This window comes from Sulfitobacter sp., from assembly GCF_039977885.1.
Taxonomy (GTDB): domain Bacteria; phylum Pseudomonadota; class Alphaproteobacteria; order Rhodobacterales; family Rhodobacteraceae; genus Sulfitobacter.
In genome coordinates, this window is the sequence record NZ_JBDWCI010000012.1 from 187873 (window position 1) to 210235 (window position 22363).

General features: G+C 57.7%; 22 protein-coding genes and 2 tRNA genes. 10 read left to right on the top strand and 14 right to left on the bottom strand.

From position 1 onward, the window contains the following. Positions 1-11 precede the first annotated feature (11 nt). Positions 12-206, top strand: coding sequence for a hypothetical protein (locus ABJM03_RS09275; protein ID WP_348417105.1), 195 nt, complete (start codon positions 12-14; stop codon positions 204-206). Positions 207-461: 255 nt separating this feature from the next. Here the strand turns inward: ABJM03_RS09275 and ABJM03_RS09280 are convergent, their stop codons facing one another. The 3 genes from ABJM03_RS09280 to hisA are packed head-to-tail and all read right to left on the bottom strand — an operon-like array spanning position 462 to position 2297. Next, positions 462-773 (bottom strand): phosphoribosyl-ATP diphosphatase, encoded by a 312-nt coding sequence (locus ABJM03_RS09280; protein ID WP_348417106.1) that lies wholly within the window; start codon positions 771-773, stop codon positions 462-464. After that, positions 770-1531, bottom strand: a complete 762-nt coding sequence (hisF, locus tag ABJM03_RS09285; protein WP_348417107.1) for an imidazole glycerol phosphate synthase subunit HisF — start codon at positions 1529-1531, stop codon at positions 770-772. Before hisF ends, ABJM03_RS09280 begins: the two co-directional genes overlap by 4 nt. A gap of 46 nt (positions 1532-1577) precedes the next feature. Further along, positions 1578-2297, bottom strand: coding sequence for a 1-(5-phosphoribosyl)-5-[(5-phosphoribosylamino)methylideneamino]imidazole-4-carboxamide isomerase (gene hisA, locus ABJM03_RS09290; protein ID WP_348417108.1), 720 nt, complete (start codon positions 2295-2297; stop codon positions 1578-1580). Positions 2298-2432: 135 nt separating this feature from the next. On the opposite strand from hisA, the gene ABJM03_RS09295 reads away from it, so the two are divergent. After that, positions 2433-2816, top strand: a complete 384-nt coding sequence (locus tag ABJM03_RS09295) for a DUF2147 domain-containing protein (RefSeq protein ID WP_348417109.1) — start codon at positions 2433-2435, stop codon at positions 2814-2816. A gap of 39 nt (positions 2817-2855) precedes the next feature. On the opposite strand, the gene hisH is transcribed toward ABJM03_RS09295, so the two are convergent. Further along, complete coding sequence (gene hisH, locus ABJM03_RS09300; RefSeq protein ID WP_348417110.1) at positions 2856-3494, bottom strand: imidazole glycerol phosphate synthase subunit HisH; 639 nt, start codon at positions 3492-3494, stop codon at positions 2856-2858. A 2-nt stretch (positions 3495-3496) separates the two neighbouring features. Then, positions 3497-4084 carry an imidazoleglycerol-phosphate dehydratase HisB gene (hisB, locus tag ABJM03_RS09305; RefSeq protein WP_348417111.1) on the bottom strand — a complete coding sequence of 196 codons (588 nt, stop codon included), beginning with the start codon at positions 4082-4084 and terminating at the stop codon, positions 3497-3499. A gap of 128 nt (positions 4085-4212) precedes the next feature. On the opposite strand from hisB, the gene ABJM03_RS09310 reads away from it, so the two are divergent. Together ABJM03_RS09310 and ABJM03_RS09315 are read left to right on the top strand one after the other, a co-directional pair. After that, on the top strand, positions 4213-4452 hold the full coding sequence (locus ABJM03_RS09310) for an Lrp/AsnC ligand binding domain-containing protein (protein ID WP_348417112.1): 240 nt from the start codon (positions 4213-4215) through the stop codon (positions 4450-4452). Beyond that, positions 4452-4784, top strand: a complete 333-nt coding sequence (locus ABJM03_RS09315) for a hypothetical protein (protein WP_348417113.1) — start codon at positions 4452-4454, stop codon at positions 4782-4784. Before ABJM03_RS09310 ends, ABJM03_RS09315 begins: the two co-directional genes overlap by 1 nt. A gap of 40 nt (positions 4785-4824) precedes the next feature. On the opposite strand, the gene ABJM03_RS09320 is transcribed toward ABJM03_RS09315, so the two are convergent. Next, positions 4825-6075 (bottom strand): FAD-dependent oxidoreductase, encoded by a 1251-nt coding sequence (locus ABJM03_RS09320; RefSeq protein WP_348417114.1) that lies wholly within the window; start codon positions 6073-6075, stop codon positions 4825-4827. Positions 6076-6094: 19 nt separating this feature from the next. After that, positions 6095-7129 (bottom strand): LacI family DNA-binding transcriptional regulator, encoded by a 1035-nt coding sequence (locus ABJM03_RS09325; RefSeq protein ID WP_348417115.1) that lies wholly within the window; start codon positions 7127-7129, stop codon positions 6095-6097. Positions 7130-7365: 236 nt separating this feature from the next. Between ABJM03_RS09325 and hisD the strand changes: the two genes are divergently transcribed. The 4 genes from hisD to comE all read left to right on the top strand — a co-directional run bounded on the left by hisD (position 7366) and on the right by comE (position 10580). Further along, positions 7366-8673 carry a histidinol dehydrogenase gene (hisD, locus tag ABJM03_RS09330; RefSeq protein ID WP_348417116.1) on the top strand — a complete coding sequence of 436 codons (1308 nt, stop codon included), beginning with the start codon at positions 7366-7368 and terminating at the stop codon, positions 8671-8673. Next, entirely contained in the window at positions 8666-9421 is a 756-nt protein-coding gene (locus ABJM03_RS09335; RefSeq protein ID WP_348417117.1) for an SDR family oxidoreductase, read from the top strand. Before hisD ends, ABJM03_RS09335 begins: the two co-directional genes overlap by 8 nt. A 101-nt stretch (positions 9422-9522) precedes the next feature. Continuing rightward, entirely contained in the window at positions 9523-10029 is a 507-nt protein-coding gene (locus tag ABJM03_RS09340) for a sulfopyruvate decarboxylase subunit alpha (RefSeq protein WP_348417118.1), read from the top strand. Next, positions 10026-10580, top strand: a complete 555-nt coding sequence (comE, locus tag ABJM03_RS09345; protein ID WP_348417119.1) for a sulfopyruvate decarboxylase subunit beta — start codon at positions 10026-10028, stop codon at positions 10578-10580. Before ABJM03_RS09340 ends, comE begins: the two co-directional genes overlap by 4 nt. 213 nt (positions 10581-10793) lie before the next feature. On the opposite strand, the gene ABJM03_RS09350 is transcribed toward comE, so the two are convergent. The 5 genes from ABJM03_RS09350 to ABJM03_RS09370 form a co-directional block, all read right to left on the bottom strand. Continuing rightward, positions 10794-10868 (bottom strand) — tRNA-Gly (locus tag ABJM03_RS09350). A gap of 271 nt (positions 10869-11139) precedes the next feature. Next, positions 11140-11214: transfer RNA gene (locus tag ABJM03_RS09355), tRNA-Gly, on the bottom strand. A gap of 78 nt (positions 11215-11292) precedes the next feature. Then, the gene (locus tag ABJM03_RS09360; protein WP_348417120.1) at positions 11293-11682 is read right to left on the bottom strand and encodes an MAPEG family protein; all 390 of its coding nucleotides are present in this window, start codon (positions 11680-11682) and stop codon (positions 11293-11295) included. Beyond that, positions 11679-15122 carry a pyruvate carboxylase gene (locus ABJM03_RS09365; RefSeq protein ID WP_348417121.1) on the bottom strand — a complete coding sequence of 1148 codons (3444 nt, stop codon included), beginning with the start codon at positions 15120-15122 and terminating at the stop codon, positions 11679-11681. Before ABJM03_RS09365 ends, ABJM03_RS09360 begins: the two co-directional genes overlap by 4 nt. Before the next feature lie 205 nt (positions 15123-15327). Beyond that, a complete protein-coding gene (locus ABJM03_RS09370) occupies positions 15328-16473 on the bottom strand; it encodes an alpha-hydroxy acid oxidase (RefSeq protein ID WP_348417122.1) in 1146 nt (381 codons plus the stop codon). A 183-nt stretch (positions 16474-16656) separates the two neighbouring features. Between ABJM03_RS09370 and ABJM03_RS09375 the strand changes: the two genes are divergently transcribed. Continuing rightward, a complete protein-coding gene (locus ABJM03_RS09375; protein ID WP_348417123.1) occupies positions 16657-19071 on the top strand; it encodes a UvrD-helicase domain-containing protein in 2415 nt (804 codons plus the stop codon). Positions 19072-19293: 222 nt separating this feature from the next. Here ABJM03_RS09375 and ABJM03_RS09380 read toward each other — a convergent pair whose 3' ends face one another. Next, entirely contained in the window at positions 19294-19506 is a 213-nt protein-coding gene (locus ABJM03_RS09380; protein ID WP_348417124.1) for a DUF1127 domain-containing protein, read from the bottom strand. Positions 19507-20016: 510 nt separating this feature from the next. Between ABJM03_RS09380 and ABJM03_RS09385 the strand changes: the two genes are divergently transcribed. Continuing rightward, on the top strand, positions 20017-21090 hold the full coding sequence (locus ABJM03_RS09385) for an Mrp/NBP35 family ATP-binding protein (RefSeq protein WP_348417125.1): 1074 nt from the start codon (positions 20017-20019) through the stop codon (positions 21088-21090). A gap of 6 nt (positions 21091-21096) precedes the next feature. Here ABJM03_RS09385 and ABJM03_RS09390 read toward each other — a convergent pair whose 3' ends face one another. Further along, positions 21097-21912: a hypothetical protein gene (locus ABJM03_RS09390; protein ID WP_348417126.1), complete on the bottom strand. Its 816-nt coding sequence runs from the start codon at positions 21910-21912 to the stop codon at positions 21097-21099. Between the last annotated feature and the right edge of the window lie 451 nt (positions 21913-22363).

Here is a 22363-nt window from a genome sequence, read left to right on the forward strand (position 1 = left end):
GCGGCGCGCCGTTGAGCAGCCTCAAGGCGCTGCCAGTCGATCCTGCACCGCGCAACCCCGCAGTCAGTCACCAAGCCGGTGCACAAATACGCAAACTGCCCAAAGCAGCCCCGCCAAAGCCTAAAAAGCGCGGTAAAAAACGCAAAAGCCTGTTTCGTAAATTCGCCGAAGAAGCCTTTGATCTGGTTGAGGATATCTTTGACTGAACCGACTTTGCGCGTGTTTTCGCCGTAGCATAGGCGGCGTGGCGGTTGATTTCGCATGGGGCCTTTAACGGGCGGCAATCATACCTATCTCGTTAAACAGAGGGGATGGTTTGGAACAACCGCCCCGCATTTTGTCCCTGTTCCCCACTTTATAACCTTCCGGCTGGTCCGGAAGGTTTTTTTCTGTCTGCAATGTGGGGCGGGGGCTCGGGCGTATGCCCGAAACAACTTGGGCTTCAGGGCGCTATCGTGGGGTTAGCGGCTGCTCTTTTCGGCAATGCCGGATTGGGACTGCCGCGCCTGGAGCGTTGCCATCACATCTTCCAATGGCACATCGCGCGCAGCCAGCATGACCAGCAGGTGATAGAGCACGTCTGCTGCCTCTGACGTCAGCGCCGCTTTGTCATCGCGCACGGCTTCAATGATGGCCTCGACGGCCTCTTCACCGAATTTCTCTGCGCATTTCTCGGGCCCTTTGGCCAAGAGCTGCGCAGTCCAGCTTGAGGTTGGATCGGCGGATTTACGGGTGAGAATCGTGGCGTAAAGATCGTCAAGCGTGGTCGTCATGTGAGCCTCATCGGGATGCCGGCGTCTGCCATATATTGTTTGGCTTGTTGCACCGTATATTCGCCAAAATGGAAGATGGAGGCGGCCAGCACGGCGGATGCACCGCCTTTGGTCACGCCGTCCACGAGGTGGTCCAGATTGCCCACACCGCCCGAAGCGATGACAGGCATGCTCACCGCGTCAGATATGGCACGGGTCAGGGGCAGGTTGAACCCTTGTTTGGTGCCGTCACGGTCCATGGAGGTGAGCAGAATTTCACCTGCGCCTTTTTCCATCATGGTGATGGCAAATTCGACCGCATCAATGCCTGTGGGTTTGCGCCCGCCATGGGTGAAAATCTCCCACTTTCCCGGGGCGACTGTTTTGGCGTCGATCGCGGCAACGATGCATTGGCTGCCAAAGTGATCGGCGGCTTCGGCCACCACATCGGGGTTGGCCACAGCCGCCGAGTTGAAGCTGACCTTATCCGCCCCCGCCAGCAGCAGGGCGCGCACATCCGCGACGGTCCGTACGCCGCCCCCCACGGTGAGCGGGATGTAGCAATGCTCGGCTGTGCGGCGCACCAGATCAAACATGGTGCCGCGGTTTTCATGGGTGGCGTGGATATCCAGAAAGCACAGCTCGTCCGCGCCGGCAGCATCATAGGCGATGGCCGCATCCACAGGGTCGCCCGCGTCACGCAGACCAACGAAATTCACGCCTTTGACCACGCGGCCATCGGCGACATCTAAGCAGGGGATGATGCGGGTTTTGAGCATGGGAGTTCTCTATCGTGGTGAGGAAGGTGGGACAAGCAAAGCAGGATCAGTCGCGCAGCGCATCCAGGGCTTGCGCCAGATCAATCGCGCCATCATAGAGCGCGCGGCCCGAGATTGCGCCCTCAATCACGCCTGTGGCTTTGAGGGCTTGCAGATCGGCCAGTGAGGACACACCACCCGAGGCAATTACGGGGATGCTCACGGCGCGGGCCAGATCGGCGGTGGCGTCGATGTTGGGCCCACCCATCGCGCCATCGCGCATGATGTCGGTGTAGATGATCGCGGCAACGCCTGCGTCTTCAAAGGATTTGGCAAGGTCGGTAACCATCACGTCGGTTTCCTCGGCCCAGCCTTTTGTGGCCACGCGGCCATTGCGGGCATCGATGCCGACGGCCACTTGGTTCGGGAAGGAGCGCGCGGCTTCGCGCACCAGATCGGGGTTTTCCACGGCAACGGTGCCAAGGATCACGCGGGCGAGGCCTTTGTCCAGCCATGCCTCGATCGTGGCCATGTCGCGGATGCCACCGCCAAGCTGCGCGGGGACTTTGCACTGTTTGAGGATCGCTTCAACAGGGGCGGCGTTCACCGGCTCACCTGCAAATGCGCCATTCAGATCAACCAGATGCAGCCATGTGCAGCCCGCATCCACAAATTCCTGCGCTTGGGCGGCGGGGTTGTCGTTGAAGACCGTTGAGCGCTCCATGTCGCCATGTACAAGGCGCACGGCCTGTCCGTCTTTAAGGTCAATCGCGGGGTAGAGGATCATGGTGTGCTGTCCTTTGCATGTGCTTAGGCGCGGTTTTACACGGATATGCGCAGGGTGCAACGCGACCCTACGGAATGCTTGCCACAAGGCGTTGCGCTGCGCCATGCTGGGACGCAGTTCTAGGGAGGAACCAATATGAAAATGATTTTTACAGCAGCGGTTGCTGCGATTGCCTTTGCGGGGGCGGTATGGGCCGATCCGGTTGCAGGGACGTGGAAGACCCAAGTGGATGATGGCGCCTATGCCCATGTAAAGATGACCACCTGCGGCGCGAAGCTGTGTGGTACTATCGCGCGCACCTTTAACGGGTCGGGCGAATATAAATCCGAAAACATCGGCAAAAAGATCGTTTGGGATATGACGCCCGCAGGGGGCGGCGCATATAAATCCGGCAAAATCTGGCAGCCGTCCACGGGCAAGACCTTCAAGTCGAAAATGGCGCTGTCCGGCAATTCGTTGCAAGTGTCAGGCTGTGTCGGCCCGATCTGCAAAAAGCAGACGTGGAGCCGCGTGAACTAAAGCCGATTGCATCTGCGCCCGGGGAGGGGCGCAGGTGCGTTATGGTTTCCAGTTGAGGAAGTTCGAGATCATGCGCAGGCCCGTTGTCTGGCTTTTCTCGGGGTGGAATTGCATGCCGATCATATTGTCGCGCCCGATGATGGCCGTGACGTCGCCTGCGTAATCCACATGGGCCAGACGTTGCGCGGGATCGGTGACGGCCATGTGATAGCTGTGCACGAAATATGTGTGATCGCCGGTCGTAATACCGTCGAATAAGGCGTGGGGCGTATCAATCACCAGATTGTTCCAGCCCATGTGCGGCACCTTAAGCGCAGGATCCGCAGGGATAATGCGGGTCACTTCGCCACCAACCCAATCAAGGCCTCGGGTGTCTTCATATTCACGGCCCCATGTGGCCATCAACTGCATGCCCACACAAATGCCAAGGAAGGGGCGGCCTTTGACCTCGACGGCCTCGACCATCGCATCAAACAGACCACCTGTGCCCTTAAGGGCAGCCATACAGGCGGGAAACGCGCCGTCACCGGGCAGCACAATGCGGTCTGCACGGGCCACAACATCGGCATCGGCGGTCACGATGACCTCGCCAGCGTTGCTTTCACGGGCCATACGCTCGAACGCCTTATGTGCCGAGTGTAGATTGCCGCTTTCGTAATCAATAATCGCTGTAAGCATTGTCAAAGCATGCCTTTGGTCGAAGGGATCGCGTCGCTTTTGCGCGGGTCCTGTTCCAGCGCGTCGCGCAGGGCGCGTGCCACGGCTTTGAATGCCGCTTCGGCAATGTGGTGGCTGTTGAGGCCGTGCAGTTGGTCCACGTGCAAGGTGATGCCGCCGTGGGTCGCAAATGCCTGAAAGAACTCGCGCACCAACTCGGTGTCAAAAGTGCCGATCTGCGCGGTCGGCAGTTCGACATTCCACACAAGATAGGGTCGCGCGGACAGGTCAAGTGCGGCACGCACCAGCGCGTCATCCATCGGCAACAGGCACGCGCCATAACGCACGATACCGCGTTTATCGCCCATCGCTTGGGTCAATGCCTGACCCAGCGCGATGCCCACATCTTCGACGGTGTGGTGGTCATCAATGTGCAGGTCACCGGTGCAGCGCACGGTCATGTCAATCAGCGCATGGCGCGATAGCTGGTCTAGCATGTGGTCAAAGAACCCCACGCCGGTTTTGTTGTCATAGATGCCGGTACCGTCGAGATTGATCTCGACGTTGATATCGGTTTCGGCGGTTGTGCGTGTAATTTGGGCGCGGCGCATGGGGAGCCTTCCGTTGACGAAGTTGTGTCCTTATAGCAGCGCCGTGCCGCAGGCCAAGAGGGGATCAGGGATTGTGGCAAGGCAGGCTTCGTGCGACCGTAGGGCAACCTGTTATCTGGAGCTGCGCCATGAGCACCTGTGTCTTTATCCAAATCCGCTGCCGTCCCGGCACCGCTTACCGTGTTGCCGAGGCAATTGCGCTGCGTGAGATACACTCGGAGCTTTATTCCACCTCAGGCGATTTTGACCTGATGATGAAGGTCTATGTGCCCGAAGGTGCGGATGTGGGCGTCTATATCAATGACAACCTGCTTGATATCGACGGCATCGAGCGTTCTTTGACCACTATGACATTCAAGGTGTTTTGATGCGCGGGCTTTTATTGATTGCTTTGTTGGCGGCAACGCCTGTTTCTGCGGCCCAGCGTGTCTATGAGGGCGAGGAAGCATCCGCGCTCCGCTGTGCCAATATGATGGCCTATACGGGCGTGACGCTGAATGGTGCGGGATTGATGGGGGACGATGAAAAGGATGTGCTGCTTGGCATTTCGATCCTGATTCTCGAGCGCCATGTAGGCGGCAGCTGGACCGAGAAAAAGCGCGCCATGTTGGCGATGCGTGATCGCCGCGATGTCGACGAGACACTGATGGATTACCAGCGCCATGCGCCGCTTTGCCTGCGGCGGTTTCCGATCAACTGAAATTTTGCGGGGTGATGAGGGGCATCATGCCCACTCCATCTCAGGGTTTTACGGTTCGGGTATATCTTGCCGGATCAAAGGGGCTGAGGTCCATATTCGGTGCGTGCCCCGAAATTGTTTCGGCCAACAACCGGCCTGTCTTGGGGCCGCCGGTTAATCCGATATGCTGATGGCCGAACGCGCTGTAACTGCGCCCTTGCGGATCATTGGCCCCGATAAGCGGAAGACTGTCCGCAGGGGCAGGGCGGTGGCCCATCCATTCATCCATTCGATCATATTCCAGATCCGGCAGCAGCCTGTGCAATTGTCGGCGCAGCATATACAGCGGTGCACGAGAGGCAGGCGCCTTAAGCCCGCCAAATTCGACCAAGCCGGCGGCGCGCAGGCGGCCTTCCATCGGGGTCAGCACAAATTTTCCTGAGGCGACCATCATCGGCGCGCGTGGCATCGCGCTGGGCGCAACCAGTTCGATATGATAGCCACGCTCGCTTTCAAACGGGACTTTGATACCCAGTTTGTGGGCAATCTTCTTTGACCATGGGCCCATAGCCAGAACGATTTTATCTGCCCGCAAGGCTCCGTCTGGGGTAATCAGCGCGCGAATTACGCCGTCTTGCATTTCAATGTCGGTGATCGGCGTGATTTGCAGCGTCCCGCCCTCAGAGACAAAGTGATCGGCCAAGGCGCGCACATAGGCCCCCGGATCATTGATCCGGCCGTGGTTCTTGCAGCGCACAACGGTTGAAAAAGCCTCGCCAAAGATCGGATCATAGGCGGCGAAGTCGCTACCGCTTACCACTTCGAATTTCACATTATGCGCCTCCCGCTTTTCCCAGCCATAGGCGTCTGCCTTGAAATCGGCGGGGGTGGCGTAGCCGAAACAATAATCTTCGGTGCTGATGAAGCGGGCCGCGGGCGTGTCGGCGGCGAGCGCCTGATGCTGCGCGACACTATCGTACAGCAGCGCAGACATGGCACCGGCATAATGATCCACTTGGGCGTCTGTAGCATGTGACAAATAGCGGCGCAGAAAGGGGAGCAGTCGCGGCAGGTAGGACCAACGCAAAAACAGTGGCGCGTCGCGGTCCAACAGCATCGCAGGGGCTTTCGCTAAAATGCCGGGCGTGGTGACCGGCAAAACGGCACCTGAGGCCAGCACCCCCGCGTTGCCGTAACTGGTCCCGGCGGCGGGCCCTGCGCGGTCCACTACGGTCACGCTATGCCCTGCGCGTTGCAACCAGATTGCGGTTGATATTCCTACGATGCCTGCACCGGCGACCAATATATGCATTTGTACTCCTCAGGCAGGGCTAGGGGGGGCAGTTCGCACGCGGTGGCGCTAATGAATCGCGCATTTGCAGAGTGACAGGCAGGTCTACAGCAGGTTGCGGAGCAGTGCCTTCTACCAGCGCGATCAGCATGGCGGCAGCGCGCCGGCCCATTTCGCGGTGGGGGACATGCATTGTCGTCAGCGGCGGGTGCAGGACTTGGGCCAGTTCGATATCGTCAAAACCCGTGATCGAGACATCCCGTGGCACATCCAGCCCCAGCGCACGCGCGCCACGCATCGCGCCGGCAGCCAGTACATCATTGCCGCACATGACCAGCGTGGGCGTAACATCTGTTGACATCAGCTCACGCATGGCGGTCTCGCCGGTGTCAAAGCCGTATGGCGTTTCGATCACGCGAATGGTCTCCGGCGGGAGCCCACGTGCCAGCAGGGCGTCACGGATGCCTTCCAGTCGTTCGGCGGCACGGTCATTGCCCAGCACATTGGCCGAGATCACAGCGATACGGCGATGGCCCATTTCCCATACTTTATCAAATAACCGGATCATGGCCGCGCGGTTGTCAAAGCCGATGGCAGGCAGCGGGTTGTTCGGGGCATAGGCCCAGGCAATCAACGCAGGGGCCGCCTGCCGTTCCAGATATCGGTAGATCGCGGGCGCGCGGTCATACCCGATCAGCAACAGCCCATCGGCACCGCGTGAAATCAGCGCCTTTATCTGTTCTTCCTCGATCTTGGGGTCGTAGGCCGAGCTGGAAACCAAAAGCGTGTAACCACTGTTGTGCAGCTCTTCCTGAAAGGCTTGAAGGCCGCGGGCGAAAATAGCGTTTTCCATTGTCGGGATAATGGCACCGATGGTGAATGTGCGTTTGGCTGCCATGACGCGGGCCCCGAAATTGGGGGTATAGCCAAGGCTGTCAATGGCGCGGTTTACGCGTTTTCGCGTGGCCTCGACCACGCGTTCGGGTGTGTTGATGCAGCGCGATACTGTCGCAGTGGAAACACCCGCCTTCTTTGCGACATCATCAAGAGTGGGAGTGGATCTGCTGCTGCGCATGGCTGGGGGCCACCTTTGGTTGATCTGCACGTTGATAAAAAACTACCCGAAACTATGGGCTTGGGCGAGTGCTTTGTCGCAATTTGTGTAAGCGCTTGCATTTGATTTGTGTAAGCGCTTACATATCCATCAGGCAATTGCTTTGGCTTCGCTGCGCCTGATCGCGGATGGGCAGCGTATAGCTGTGTTATCTTATGTGGGGCGGTGCTCCTGCGGCATCAGATTAGGATCCGAGTATGACAATGGAATACCTCAAAAAGGCGCGTCTTACCGCATCATCGGATGCGAACGAAACTCATGAAATTGTGCAGGCCATTTTGGCGGAAATCGAAGAGGGCGGGGATGCCAAAGCTCTCGAATACGCCGCGAAATTTGACGGCTATGAGGGAAGTGTCCTGCTAAGCGACGCTGAAATTCAGGCGGCCTGCGCGCAGGTTCCCGACAAGCTCAAGGCGGATATCCGGTTTGCCCATGCGAACGTGAAGCGCTTTGCCGAGGCGCAGAAAACGACAGTTTCCGATGTCGAGATCGAGGTCGTGCCGGGGTTTATTGCCGGTCAAAAAGCGATCCCTGTGGATGCGGCGGGGTGTTACGTGCCCGGAGGGCGCTACAGCCACGTGGCCAGTGCGATTATGACCGTCACCACCGCCAAAGTGGCGGGCTGTGGGCACATCACCGCATGCTCCCCGCCGCGTGCGGGTGTGGGGGTGGCCCCTGCGATTGTCTATGCGGCGCATTTATGTGGCGCAGATAAAATTATGGCGATGGGCGGTGTGCAGGGCATTGCGGCCATGACATTTGGCCTGTTCGGCCTGCCCAAGGCGAATATCCTTGTGGGGCCGGGTAATCAGTTCGTGGCCGAGGCCAAGCGTATCCTGTTTGGTCGTGTGGGCATTGATATGATCGCCGGCCCGACAGACAGCCTGATTATTGCGGATAATACGGCGGATGCGCATATTGTGGCTGTTGATCTGGTTTCGCAGGCTGAGCATGGCTATAATTCACCTGTATGGTTGATAACAGATGACCGCTCACTGGCAGAAAAGGTGATGGAAATGGTTCCGGCCTTGATCGAGGACTTGCCACAAGCCAACCGCGACAACGCCCATGCGGCGTGGCGCGATTATGCCGAAGTCATCCTGTGTGCGGACCGCGAAGAAATGGCGGCCTGTTCGGATGACTATGCGCCAGAGCATCTGACAGTGCAGGCTGATGATCTGGAATGGTGGCTGGACCGGTTGACCTGTTATGGCTCGCTTTTCTTGGGCGAAGAGACCACGGTTTCTTATGGCGATAAGGCGACGGGGACCAACCACGTGCTGCCAACTTCGGGGGCTGCGGGATATACCGGTGGCCTATCGGTACATAAATATATGAAAATCGTTACATGGCAGCGCTCTACCCGCGAAGGCTCAAAAGATGTGGCCGAAGCGACCGCGCGCATCAGCCGCCTTGAAGGGATGGAGGGGCACGCCCGATCGGCCGATGTGCGGCTGGCCAAATATTTCCCAGATGAAGAATTCGACCTGTCTTCACATGGCTGATCCCTCTGCCATGTTTGATCTGACGGGGCGCGTGGCTTGTGTGACAGGGGCAAGTAGTGGGCTGGGCCGTCGTGGTGCAGTCACCTTGGCGGCGGCGGGGGCACAGGTTGTCGGCGTGGCGCGGCGTCGCGCGCTGCTCGATACGCTTTGCGAACAGACAGGTGGCGCCGGGGTGGTGGGCGATGTGGCCGACCGTGAAAGCATGGCGGATTTGGTGGGGCGGATAAATGCGCCCTTTGGTGCGCCCGATATAATTGTGCATTGTGCCGGTATAAACACGCGGCAAGCAGCCGACGATGTCACGACAGATGCATGGGACCAGACGTTTGCACTCAACCTGTCGGCCCCTTTCTTTTTATCACAGGCGTTGGTGCCTGCCATGCGCGCCAAGGGATGGGGCCGGATTGTGAATTTCGCCTCGTTGCAAACCGCACGGGCCTTCCCGGAGGGGATCGCTTACGGCGCGAGCAAAGGAGCCATCGCCCAGCTAACCCGCGCGATGGCTGAAGCCTGGTCCAAAGACGGGATCACAGCAAATGCCATCGGTCCGGGTTTTTTCTCCACTGAGCTGACTGCCTCAGTTTTTGACGATTCTGCCCGCGTCGCGCAAAATGCTGCCCAAACCTGCATCGGGCGCAATGGCAGGGCCGAGGACCTGGACGGCCCGTTGCTGTTTTTATGCTCGCAGGCAAGCGCCTATGTCACGGGGCAGGTGCTGATGGTCGACGGCGGGTTTAGCGCGAAATGAGTGCTTTGGCCCATCTTGGCTATGAGGGGCGTAGCGGCCCCAAGGGACCTGATCCGCAGCAATCCCGTTCAAAGTAATCTCCTAAAGAAAGGTTTCATAAAATGAACATCGACAAGAAGATCACCGATGATCTTGTCGCCAACGATATTTCTTTTGTCACCACCGTGCCCTGCAAGCAGCTGGCCGGTGTGATCGACGAAATCGACGCGCGCGACGAGATTTTTCACATCCCTTCCAATAAGGAAGATGAGGGTATGGGCCTGTGCGCAGGGGCGTTTATGGGGGGCAAGCGCCCTGCGATCATCATGCAGAACACGGCCATTGGCGTTACAATCAACACCTTGGCGACGCTGATCCAATACTACCGGATGCCGCTGCCTATGCTGATTAGCTACCGTGGTGAGCTGCGCGAGCCTGTAGCCTGTCAGGTCGAGATGGCGATCCACACAAAGGCGCTGCTGGCCGAGATGAACGTGCCGACCTACCACTTTCACCACCAGTCGGATGTGCAAGAGCTGGATGCGATCCTGAAATACACCTTTATGTGCAATAAACCGGTCGCAATCCTGACCGATGCCAACTTCTGGGGAGGCTACGGAGACCAATGATACGTTCAGAAATCCTACGCGACATCGCGCCTGTTCTTCGTGACCAACTGGTTGTCTGTAATATTGGTCTGCCAAGCCAAGAGCTGCATATGATCGACGATCAACCGACGAATTTCTATATGCTTGGCACCATGGGGCTGTCCTCTTCTATTGGGCTTGGCCTTGCGCTGTCTCAGCCCAAGACGGTCATTTCCATTGATGGGGATGGCTCGGTTTTGACCAACCTTGGCACGCTGCCGACCATCGCCAACAATGTCGCGGATAACTACATTCTACTGATCATCGACAACGGCTCTTATGGCTCTACGGGCGATCAACCGACCTATGCGGGCAAGAAGACCAAGCTTGAAAAAGTGGCTGAGGCCTGTGGCTGTGAGAATGTGCTGGTCTGCCGTGGAGAGGAGACGCGCGAGGTTCTTGAGCAGGCGATTGCCAGCAAAAAGATGACCGTGATTGTAGCGAAATGCGACAGCGGCAAAATCAAGCTGCCGGTTATTACGATGGACCCCGTGGTGATCCGCGACCGGTTTATGAAAGCCGTTGCCTCCTGATCCGGATATAAGCAGTTGGCCTGTGCTACATGATCCGCCGCGTATCTCTTGCAAGAGCTGCGCGGCGGTTTCGTTTGGTGCTGCGTGCAGGGGGAGGAGTTTGATATGTCTCGCAGCGCGCATTGGGGAATTAGTGCGACGGGCCAAAACGACGAAAGGGCCACCCGAAGGTGACCCTTGATCGTTTCCTTCCGGGGTATTGGAAGGTCCAACTGGAGCGGGCGAGGCGATTCGAACGCCCGACCCTAACCTTGGCAAGGTTATGCTCTACCCCTGAGCTACGCCCGCATCCGTTAGTAAGGGAGGATTTAGCCCTCTGCGCGGATGGCTGCAAGCGCTTTTCGGCAGGGCAGCTGCAGAAAGTTACTCTTTGGGAAACGGCCCTTGCTGCGATCATCAGCGGCTATTCTGATGGTAGGTATCTGTTTGGAGAGAGGTTGGTCGCGGTTGAGCTTTTTCTTGGAAGTATGTGTAATCTTGCGACATTCCCAAAACGACGAAAGGGCCACCCGAAGGTGACCCTTGATCGATTTCCCTCCGGGGTATTGGAAGGGCTAACTGGAGCGGGCGAGGCGATTCGAACGCCCGACCCTAACCTTGGCAAGGTTATGCTCTACCCCTGAGCTACGCCCGCATCCGTTAGTAGGGGTGATTTAGCTCTCTGGGCTTGTCGCCGCAAGAGTTAAAATGCCCTATTTCGAAAAAAGTTAAATCAGCTCAGAGCGTGGCCAATGACGGCCAGCGCAGAGAAAACCAGCAGCGCGGAAGTCAGTAAAAAGCCGGCACCCCGCAAGAGGCTCACCTGGGGTGTGCGGGACATGCCAACGGCATGGGCGAGGCGGGCAACCACCAAAGTGACCCCCATGGCATGGACCGCAGCCGCTGGCGCGCCCTGAAGCTCTGCGCAGAGCATCAGGATCAAAGCCAGTGGGACATATTCGATGAAATTGGCCTGAACGCGTATGGATTTGTTTAAGGCGACCTCATCAGCAAGGTCGCCGGCTTTGTGGGCAATCACACGCTGGCGCACGACAAGCGCGCTCAACGTGATCAGGATGAGGGCCATCACGCCCGCATAAATAGGCGTGATGGAAAGCATCATTCGTCTTCCAGTTCTACCAGCAGATCTTTGGCGTCGATCTGGCCGCCGGGGATCACATGCACGGCTTTAACCACCGCGTCACGTTCGGCGTGCAGGCCGGTTTCCATCTTCATCGCCTCGATGGTCAGCAGCAGATCACCGGATTTCACGGCTTGTCCCACGACGGCCCCCACAGAGGCCACAACACCAGGCATTGGCGCACCGATGTGATTAGCATTGCCAGCTTCGGCTTTGGGGCGCTGTGCGGTGGTGGCTTTGACCAGACGGTTTGGCACGCGGATCACACGCGGTTGGCCGTTCAGCTCAAAGAACACTTTGACGTCGCCGTCTTCCGTGGTCTCACCGATGGCTTGCAGGCGGATTTCCAACGTCTTGCCGGGGTCGATTTCGGCAGAGATCTCGTCGCTGGGCTCCATCCCGTAAAAGAACGTCGGCGTGGGCAGGGTGCGCACAGGGCCGTAGGTCTCGTGACGGTCCATATAGTCGGTGTAGACTTTTGGGTACATCAGATAACCGCAGAGGTCCTCATCGTCGATCTCAGTGTCGAATTTTGTCGCCAGCTCGGCGCGTACCGCTTCAAGATCGACAGGCTCAAGGTGGGCACCGGGGCGCTCTGTGTTGGGTTTTTCACCTTTCAGGACTTTGTCGACGATACCTGCAGGGAAGCCACCGGGAGGCTGGCCCAAATTGCCGCGCATCATGTCCACGACACTGTCAGGGAAGGAGACATCCGTTCCGGGGTCTTCGACCTGTGCCCGTGTCAGCCCTTGGGAAACCATCATCAGCGCCATGTCACCGACTACTTTGGAGGATGGCGTCACTTTGACGATATCGCCGAACATCTTGTTCACATCGCTATAGGTGCGCGCAACCTCGGGCCAACGGTCATCCAGACCAAGGCTGGAGGCTTGGGCCTTGAGGTTGGTGAATTGCCCACCGGGCATTTCATGCAGGTAAACCTCGGAGGAGGGGGCCTGCATGCCCGTCTCAAACGCGGCGTATTGGTGGCGGACCTCTTCCCAATAGTCGGAGATTTCGCGCACAGCGCTCATATCCAGACCTGTGTCGCGATCTGTGTGGCGCAGTGCCTCTACGACCGAGCCAAGCGTGGCCTGCGATGTGTTGCCCGAAAACGCATCCATAGCGCAATCAACCGCATCCACGCCCGCCTCAGAGGCGGCAAGGATTGTCGCCGTGGCGATGCCAGCGGTGTCATGGGTGTGGAAATGGATCGGCAGGCCAACTTCGGACTTCAGCGTCCGTACCAGTTGACGCGCTTGCGCGGGTTTCAGCAGGCCGGCCATATCCTTGAGACCCAGTACATGGGCACCGGCGGCCTTCAGCTCTTTACCCATGGCGACATAATACTTGAGATCGTATTTCGCGCGGTCAGGGTCAAAGATATCGCCGGTGTAGCAGATTGTGCCTTCACAGACTTTGCCGGATTCGATCACAGCGTCCATGGCGACGCGCATGTTTTCGACCCAGTTCAGGCTGTCGAAGACGCGGAACACATCCACGCCCGAGCTGGCAGCGGTTTTCACAAAATGCTGCACCACATTGTCAGGGTAGTTGGTGTAACCCACGCCATTGGACGCGCGCAGCAGCATTTGCGTCATGACATTTGGCATCTTCTCACGGATGTCGCGCAGGCGCTGCCACGGGCATTCCTGCAAGAAGCGGTAAGCCACATCAAATGTCGCACCGCCCCAGCATTCAACCGAGAACAGGCTGGGCAGGTTGGCGGCATAGGCAGGGGCCACTTTGATCATGTCATGGCTGCGCATACGTGTGGCCAACAGGCTCTGGTGGCCATCGCGCATGGTGGTGTCGGTGATCAACAGCTGGCGCTGCTGTCCCATCCAATCGGCAACGGCTTGCGGGCCTTTTTGCTCCAGCAGATTGCGCGTGCCCATCATCGGCTCTGCGCGGCACTCTGGCGCGCGGGGGGCACGGGTGGCATGGGCGGGCAGGGGCTTGTCTTTTGTCTCAGGGTGACCGTTGACAGAGATGTCCGCAATATAGGTCAGCACCTTGGTGCCGCGGTCCTTACGCGCCTTGAAGGTGAACAGCTCGGGCGTCTCGTCGATAAATTTCGTGTGGTAAGTATTATCGAGGAACGTCGGGTGCTTGAGCAGGTTCTCAACAAAGGCGATGTTGGTGGACACGCCGCGAATACGGAATTCGCGCAATGCACGGTCCATCCGTGCAATCGCCATCTCCGGGGTTGGGGCCTTTGCTGTCACTTTGGTCAGCAGGCTGTCGTAATAGCGGGTGATCACACCGCCCGCATAGGCCGTGCCACCGTCCAAACGAATGCCCATGCCTGTGGCAGAGCGATAGGCGGTCAGGCGGCCATAGTCGGGGATGAAGTTGTTTTGCGGATCTTCTGTGGTGATCCGCGTTTGCAGCGCGTGACCGGTGAGCACGATGTCTTCCTGACGGGCTTTGCCTGTGGCCTCGGCGATGGTTTTGCCTTCGGCGATCAGGATTTGCGCACGCACGATGTCGATGCCTGTGACCTCTTCGGTCACGGTATGCTCAACCTGAACGCGGGGGTTTACCTCGATAAAGTAGAACTCCTCGGATTCCATATCCATCAGGAATTCGACCGTACCGGCACATTCATAGTTTACGTGGGAGCAGATCTTGCGACCCAGTTCACACACATGGGCGCGTTGCTCTTCGGTCAGGTAAGGTGCTGGTGCGCGCTCGACCACTTTCTGGTTGCGGCGCTGGACCGAGCAGTCGCGCTCGTACAGGTGATAGATGTCGCCGTGGTTGTCGCCCAGAATTTGCACCTCGACGTGGCGCGCCTTGAGGATCATCTTTTCCAGATAGCCTTCGCCGTTGCCAAAGGCGGCTTCTGCCTCGCGGCGGCCTTCGCGAATTTTCTCTTCCAGCTCGTCCTCGGAGTAGATCGGGCGCATCCCGCGCCCGCCGCCGCCCCATGACGCCTTGAGCATGAAAGGATAGCCGACCTCGGCGGCCTCTTTCTTGATCGCCTCCATGTCATCGCCCAGCACGCCGGTGGCGGGGATGACGGGCACGCCTGCTTCAACTGCGACGCGGCGCGCGCTGGCCTTGTCACCGAGGGCGCGCATGGTTTCGGCTTTGGGGCCGATAAAGGTAATGCCGTTCTGCGCGCAAGCGTCCACAAAATCGGGGTTTTCCGACAGCAGACCATAGCCCGGGTGGATGGCATCCGCGCCGCTGGCTTTGGCCACGCGGATCATCTCGTCAATGCTCAGATAGGCGGCAACGGGTCCAAGGTCTTTGCCAATGCGATAGGCTTCATCAGCCTTGAAACGGTGCAGGCCCAGCTTGTCCTCCTCAGCAAAGACGGCAACCGTCTTTTTGCCCATTTCATTCGCGGCGCGCATGATGCGGATGGCGATTTCGCCGCGGTTGGCAATAAGGATCTTCTTGAAGTCAGTCATAGTTTGGGCCTTTGCAATTTGGCAGGACTGCCGTTTTGTAAGCGTAGCGGGGTTATCCTGCAATGCGGGTTATTGGGTAGGTGCGCAAATTTTGTGCAAAAGCCCAATTACGCGGCGTTTTATTGGCGTTCTGTAGGGCCCGAGCAGCCGCTGCTGTCTTTCGCAGCGATTGGCGAATTGGGGTGCGTGCGAAGCGGCACAGGCATCAATGGGGGCTTAGCTGGAGTGTAGCAGGTAAATCCGCCAGATCGCGCGCACCGATTTGCCCCATGTTGGACGTCATATCTTTGGCCAGAATGTCAACCAGATGGTCGATGCCCTTTGGCCCCAGCGCGCCCAAAGCATAATGAAATGCACGGCCCAACATGATAAAATCAGCCCCCAGCGCGAGCGCCCGCAAGATGTCCAACCCGCCTTCGATCCCGCTGTCGAAAATCAGCGGCAGCTTGGTGGCGGTGCGCAGTTCGGGTAGTACTTCGATCGTGGCCGGTGCGCCGTCAAATTGGCGCCCTGCGTGATTGGATACCCAGATCGCATCTACGCCCAGCTGCTCCAACCGCGTGGCGTCGGCGCTGCGCATCACGCCCTTTACGATGAAATTGCCTTTCCATTCGTCCCGCAGCCAGCTGACATAGTCCCAATCGGGGGCTGTGCGTAGCAGATAGCCCACATGCGCCGTGGGCGAGAGCCCGTCTGTGGCTACATTGGCGTATTTATCAAGGCCGCGCATATGCGGCATGCCGCGTTTTGCCATGCCCATGGCCCAAGACGGACATAGCGCCACCTGCGCCATCAGGCGCGGAGTCAGTTTTGGCGGGTTGGTCAGCCCTGAACGCACTTGCCGCTCGCGCCTGCTTGCTACGGGGACATCCACAGTCAGGACCAGTGTTCGAAACCCGGCGGCCCTTGCACGGTCCAGCATATCGCGGCGGATATCCAGATCGCGGGGCGGGTACATCTGGAACCATGCGTGGGGGCCCAGATGGGGCGCGATGTCTTCGGGGCTTTGGGTGGCGACAGTAGATATAGAGTAGGGGATGTCGAGGCGGGTACCGGCACGGGCCAAATGGCCTTCGGCGTCGGGCCACATCAGCCCTGACATGCCGATCGGGGCGATTCCGAAGGGCAGGGGCATTTTTTGTCCCAAAAACACCGTGGAAAGATCAGGCTCGAATTCGCCATGCAGGACCGAGGGCATCATGCCGACACGGTCAAGCGCTGCACGGTTGCGTGCTTTGGTTGCTTCCCCGCCCGTGCCACTGTCCAGATATTCCCAAACGAATTTCGGAATGCGCCGCGCGGCACGGCGGCGCAGGTCGGACAGGGCGGGGTATTTTGCATGTAAATCCATGAAAAACGGCTATCAAATGGGCTGGCAAAGTAAAGATAGGTTCGTCTTTGCCGGTGCGAATGGGGCGCAGTGCAGCGCGAGTGAAGAACATGCAGCACCGGAGGACGATAAAATACGCCGTTGGTGGGAACATTGTGCGAACGTCCCTTTTGTTTCTCTGTGGATTGCGCTAATTTTTCTGCCATGAATGATTTTGACGAAAATGCCGCCTTTGAGGGCGCATCGCTTTCCGCCCGTGCCATGGCAGCGCGCCCGCAGCCCTATCTGGACGGGCTGAACCCCGCACAGCGCGAAGCGGTTGAGACATTGGATGGCCCTGTGCTGATGCTTGCCGGGGCTGGCACGGGCAAGACCCGCGCACTGACCGCGCGGATTGTGCATCTGCTCAATACGGGGCGCGCCCGTCCGAACGAAGTGCTGGCCGTGACCTTTACCAACAAGGCCGCGCGCGAGATGAAAAATCGTGTGGGAAGTATGCTGGGGCATTCTGCGGACGGCATGCGTTGGCTGGGGACCTTTCACGCGATTTGCGTAAAACTGCTGCGCCGCCATGCAGAGCTGGTCGGGTTAAAATCGAACTTTACGATTCTGGATACCGATGATCAGCTACGCCTGCTTAAGCAATTGATTGTTGCTGAAGGCGTTGATGACAAACGTTGGCCCGCACGGATGCTGGCGGGAATCATTGATGATTGGAAGAACCGTGCGTTGACGCCCGACAAGATACCGGCAGCGGATGCAGGGGCCTATAATCATAAAGGTGTAGAGATCTACGCCGCATATCAAAAGCGTCTCAAAGAACTGAATGCGACTGATTTTGGCGATCTGCTGCTGCATATGGTCACGATCTTTCAGACCCATGAAGACGTGCTGACGCAGTACCAGCGCTGGTTCAAATATATCCTTGTAGACGAATATCAGGATACCAACGTTGCCCAATACATGTGGCTGCGCCTGCTGGCGGCGGGGCATAAGAATATCTGCTGTGTGGGGGATGATGATCAGTCGATTTATGGCTGGCGGGGTGCCGAAGTGGGCAATATCCTGCGGTTCGAGAAGGATTTCCCGGGTAGCCACGTTGTCCGGCTTGAGCAGAATTATCGCTCGACGCCACATATTTTGGCAGCAGCAGGCGGGGTGATTGCCGCAAACGAAGGGCGACTGGGGAAGACGCTTTGGACGGATGCGAAAGAGGGCGAGAAGCTGCGTCTGATCGGCCATTGGGATGGCGAGGAAGAGGCGCGCTGGATCGGAGATGAAATCGAATCCATGCAGCGCGGCACGCGCGGTCTTGCTCCATTCGGGCTGGACCAGATGGCGATTCTTGTGCGGGCAAGCCACCAGATGCGCGCGTTCGAGGACCGCTTTTTGACCATTGGTCTGCCATACCGCGTCATCGGCGGACCGCGCTTTTACGAGCGGCTCGAGATTCGCGATGCCATGGCGTATTTCCGGGTCGTAACATCGCCTGACGATGATCTGGCGTTCGAGCGCATCGTGAACACGCCAAAACGTGGCCTTGGCGATGTGGCGCAGCGCAAAATCCGCGCAACGGCACAGCAACACGGCACCAATCTGGTCGAGGGCGCACGCATTTTGCTGGCCGAGGGCGGGATCGGTGGCAAGGGTGCTACCCAGCTGCGGCTGCTTGTGGACGGGCTTGAGCGCTGGAGCTCCAAGTTGCACGGCCCCCGCATTGAAAAAGTGGCGGATGACAGTGTGCTCGACGATGGCGGCCCCATTGCCATGGAGTTTGAGCCGCCAGAGATGAGCCATGTTGAGCTGGCCGAGATCATTCTGGACGAAAGCGGCTATACCGGCCATTGGCAAAACGACAAAACGCCCGAAGCGGCAGGGCGGCTGGAGAATATCAAGGAGCTGGTTAAGGCTTTGAACCAGTTCGAAAACCTTCAAGGGTTTCTTGAGCACGTCAGTCTGATTATGGACAACGAGCAAGAGGGCGAGGGCGAAAAGGTCAGCGTTATGACCCTGCACGCGGCCAAGGGGCTGGAATTCCCCGTTGTGTTCTTGCCGGGCTGGGAGGACGGGTTGTTTCCCTCACAGCGCTCTATGGATGAAAGTGGGCTCAAGGGGCTCGAAGAAGAACGCCGGCTTGCATATGTGGGGATCACGCGGGCCGAACAGATTTGCACGATCTCTTTTGTCGCCAACCGGCAGGTGTTTGGCCAATGGCAGAACGCCATGCCATCCCGGTTTATTGATGAGCTGCCTGAGGCTCATGTGGATGTGCTCACGGCACCTGGGCTTTATGGCGGGACATTCGGGGCCGCGATGCCGAAAAGCACGCTGCATGAAGCCGCGGCAGAGGCGAATGTCTATAACTCACCTGGCTGGCGGCGCCTACAGGCGCGCAGTGGCACTCGCGGGATGAGCCAACCTGCCGAATCCAAAAACATGACCATCGACATGACTGCCACCAGCAGCTTTGCCATGGGGGAGCGGGTGTTTCATCAAAAATTCGGCTACGGTGCCATCATCGGGATTGAGGGTGACAAGCTGGAAGTTGCTTTTGAAAAGGCGGGCGATAAGAAAGTCGTCGCGCGGTTTTTGACCGCAGCAGATGACGTGCCCTTCTAGGGTTCAATCAGGCAGCTTGCTGTTTGTCTGAATTTACACCGGAAAAGGAAACGGCGGCACCCTGGGAGGAGGGGACCGCCGCTCTTTTAAGTGCACCCTTCCGAATGGGAGGAGGGAAAGATGCAGCTTTTAGCGTAAGGGGTCATCAGGGAGGTGAGACTCTGCCTGTACGCTGATTTGTCTGCGGTTCTGTGGGAGGACATCCCCGCAAACAATTCGGAATTATGTAACCTGATCGGCCGCTTCACGGGACAGGCGACGGAAATCTGCGCGGCTGATGCCGAGATCGTTCATGTCGCGTGCTGTCAGTGTGTACAGCTCGTTGAGGGTTGTGCGGTACACTTTGTTCTTGCGCAGCTTCAGAGCGATTGCATCAAAAAATGCTGCGGTGCGGCGTGGTTGTGCGGCTGTTGCGGTATCTGTGTAAAAAGCCATTTTGCTCTCTTCTCATATTCATTTGCGTCTTGTTGTGAATGATATTTAAGCGGTTTGGCCCGTGGCACAAGTCTGAATGCTGCAATGCGGCTATGCATTTTCTGCATATGCGAGGAGTTGCGTAAGCTGATGTTCGCAAATCGTAATTTGCGTTGCCGCATTCGCAGGCCGCATTATTCAGAGGTGTGTTGGATAAAAAAAGGGCGACGACATCAGGGAGGAGGAAGATGTCGCCGCCTAAAATAAAGACTACTCCGGGAGGAGGATGGAGCGCCTTAGTTATTCAAGAAAACCATCGGGAGGATTGCTTTCATAAGAATGTGTTTACGCTGTCATACTGCGGATGCACAATTACTTTCTATGCATTGCTGCCATGCAGCATTCGCATATGTGGCTGTTTGCATAATTTTTATGCAGACACCCCTGAATGCGGTGGATGGTATTGGTTTGGGCCGATGGCTTGCGGTTTCTGTGCAATCTGCGATGTCAGGGATAACGAGGGAGAGTGTTATGTCCGTAACTAAACATGATGTAATTGCTGCGCTGGAGCGGGTAAAACTGCCGGACGGGCGTTCGCTTATTGCGCACGATCTGATGCGGGCGCTCACGATTGAGGGGGCGGTTGTCCGTTTCGTGATCGAAGCGCCGTCGGCGGAGGTGGCCCATGCCATGGCTCCGTTGCGGGATGCAGCTGAAAAAGTAGTTATGGAGATTGACGGGGTAACGCAGGCCACAGTTGCGCTTACTGCGCACGGTCCGGCGGCCAAGCCTGCGGCACCACCGAGCCTCAAGATAGGTGGACACCCCAAACCGCAAGATGGCCCGACAAAGCCGAGCGGCGTCAAACGTATCATCGCGATCGGTTCGGGCAAAGGCGGGGTGGGGAAATCCACAGTTAGCACCAATCTCGCCGTGGCACTGGCCAAACAGGGCCGCAAGGTCGGGTTGTTGGATGCTGATATTTACGGTCCCAGTATTCCCCGGATGATGGGCGTAAACAAAAAACCCGCCAGCCCTGATGGTAAGACGATCATCCCGCTGCAAGCGCACGGCGTCACGTTGATGTCTATCGGGTTCATGATGGAAGAAGGTAAGGCAGTTGTCTGGCGTGGTCCCATGCTGATGGGCGCGCTGCAGCAGATGCTGGGGCAGGTGGAGTGGGGTGAGCTTGACGTGCTGTTGGTCGATTTGCCACCTGGCACAGGGGATGTACAGCTGACCCTCTGCACTAAGTCCGAACTGACCGGCACGATTGTGGTCAGCACGCCGCAGGATGTTGCCTTGATTGATGCGCGCAAGGCGTTGGATATGTTTGCAACGCTCAAGACACCCGTTTTAGGGTTGATCGAGAATATGTCCCTCTTTGTTTGTCCTGATTGCGGGGCAGAGCACCAGATATTCGGCCAAGGCGGCGTTGCGGCGGAGGCGGCGAAGTTGGATGTGCCGCTGCTTGGCGCATTGCCTATTGATCTCGAAACTCGACTGGCCGGAGATGGCGGTACGCCTATTGCAGCGGGTGATGGCCCTATGGCACAGGCTTATGCGCGGATCGCGGAAGGTCTGATTAAAGGCGGGATGGCCTAGGGGCGTCTAGGCCGTCTCGGCTATGTCGCTCGGGACAAGGCGGGAATACAGCGTTGTCAAAACGCTAAAGATCAGCAGCCCTTCGATCACATAGACGGGCAGCTCAAATACCATTGCCTGAGCCGAGGGCCCGAGAGTAAGCATCGTGGCCAGCGCGGTAAAGCAGGTGTTGAGCAGCGCCAGTGCGGCCGCCACTCCCCAAAGGGCGCGGGCGATCTGTTTGGTGTGCTTCCAGCTGGTCGTCATTGGCATTGACGCCCCAAGGGCTGCCGCGGGCAGGATTAGGCTCAGCCGTAGCAAAAGCCACAATATCACTGTCTGCGATATGAATGTCGTCAGTAGCATCGAGGCAGTGGAGGGCGGGGTCGCATGGGAATTTCCTGCCTCGTGCAGGATCATCAGCGGTATGACCATGGTAAGGCTCGCCGCAAGCTGGATCAGGGCCAGTGCCACCACGCGCCAAAGATAGCCGGCAATAATGCGCAACCCGAGAGGTTTCGTGGTGCAGCGCCCGCACAGGGTATGTCTGTGCCACAAGATCGCCATGAGCGCATAGCTGAGCGCAAATCCAAGCACCAAAGCCAGCGGGGTAACGCCTTCGGAGAATGTCGTAATGTTGGTGCTTCCCGGTCCGATCTGCAAAAGACCGGGTGCGATTGTCGCGGTTATCAGGCTCACCCCGCACATAAGGACAAGCGCGGGCGCGACGACTGTAACTGTGGTCAGCGGGCTTTTTGTCAAAAGGCCGACCGCGGTTTGTAAGAGGTTGCGCGCTGTAATCACTGATGACCTGTTTTCTTCTTGGGGCAATTGGAGCTGCATAGAGTTAATAGCTTTTGAGGCTGTTGCTAATCAAGCCATTGGTGCAGTTGCTAGGCGGGTGTGCTCAAAATGGGTCACATGCGGTGGTCTGTTATCCCATGGGAAACCATGGGACGTTCCGTGGGAATAGATGGGCGCATATGGAAATCGCGGGCGAATCTTGCGGGTTCGCGTCGGGATTCGGAGAGCGTTTCTGCAGAATCGCTTGTTTATCTCGGAACGAAACATGAATACGGCCTGTGGATAAATCTGTGGGCTAATTTTTATGGGAAATTGTGGGAAATTTGCGCATTCCGATTTTCTAACTATATGTTGTGCTGGAGATTTAAGCGGTGCCTATTTGTGCTAATATTTCGATGAATTTCCGGATATCTTCTGTTTTTCACACCTGTTCAAAACCATCTTCGGTGAGTTTTTTTGAAAAAAAATGTAGACGCCCATGAATTCCCAT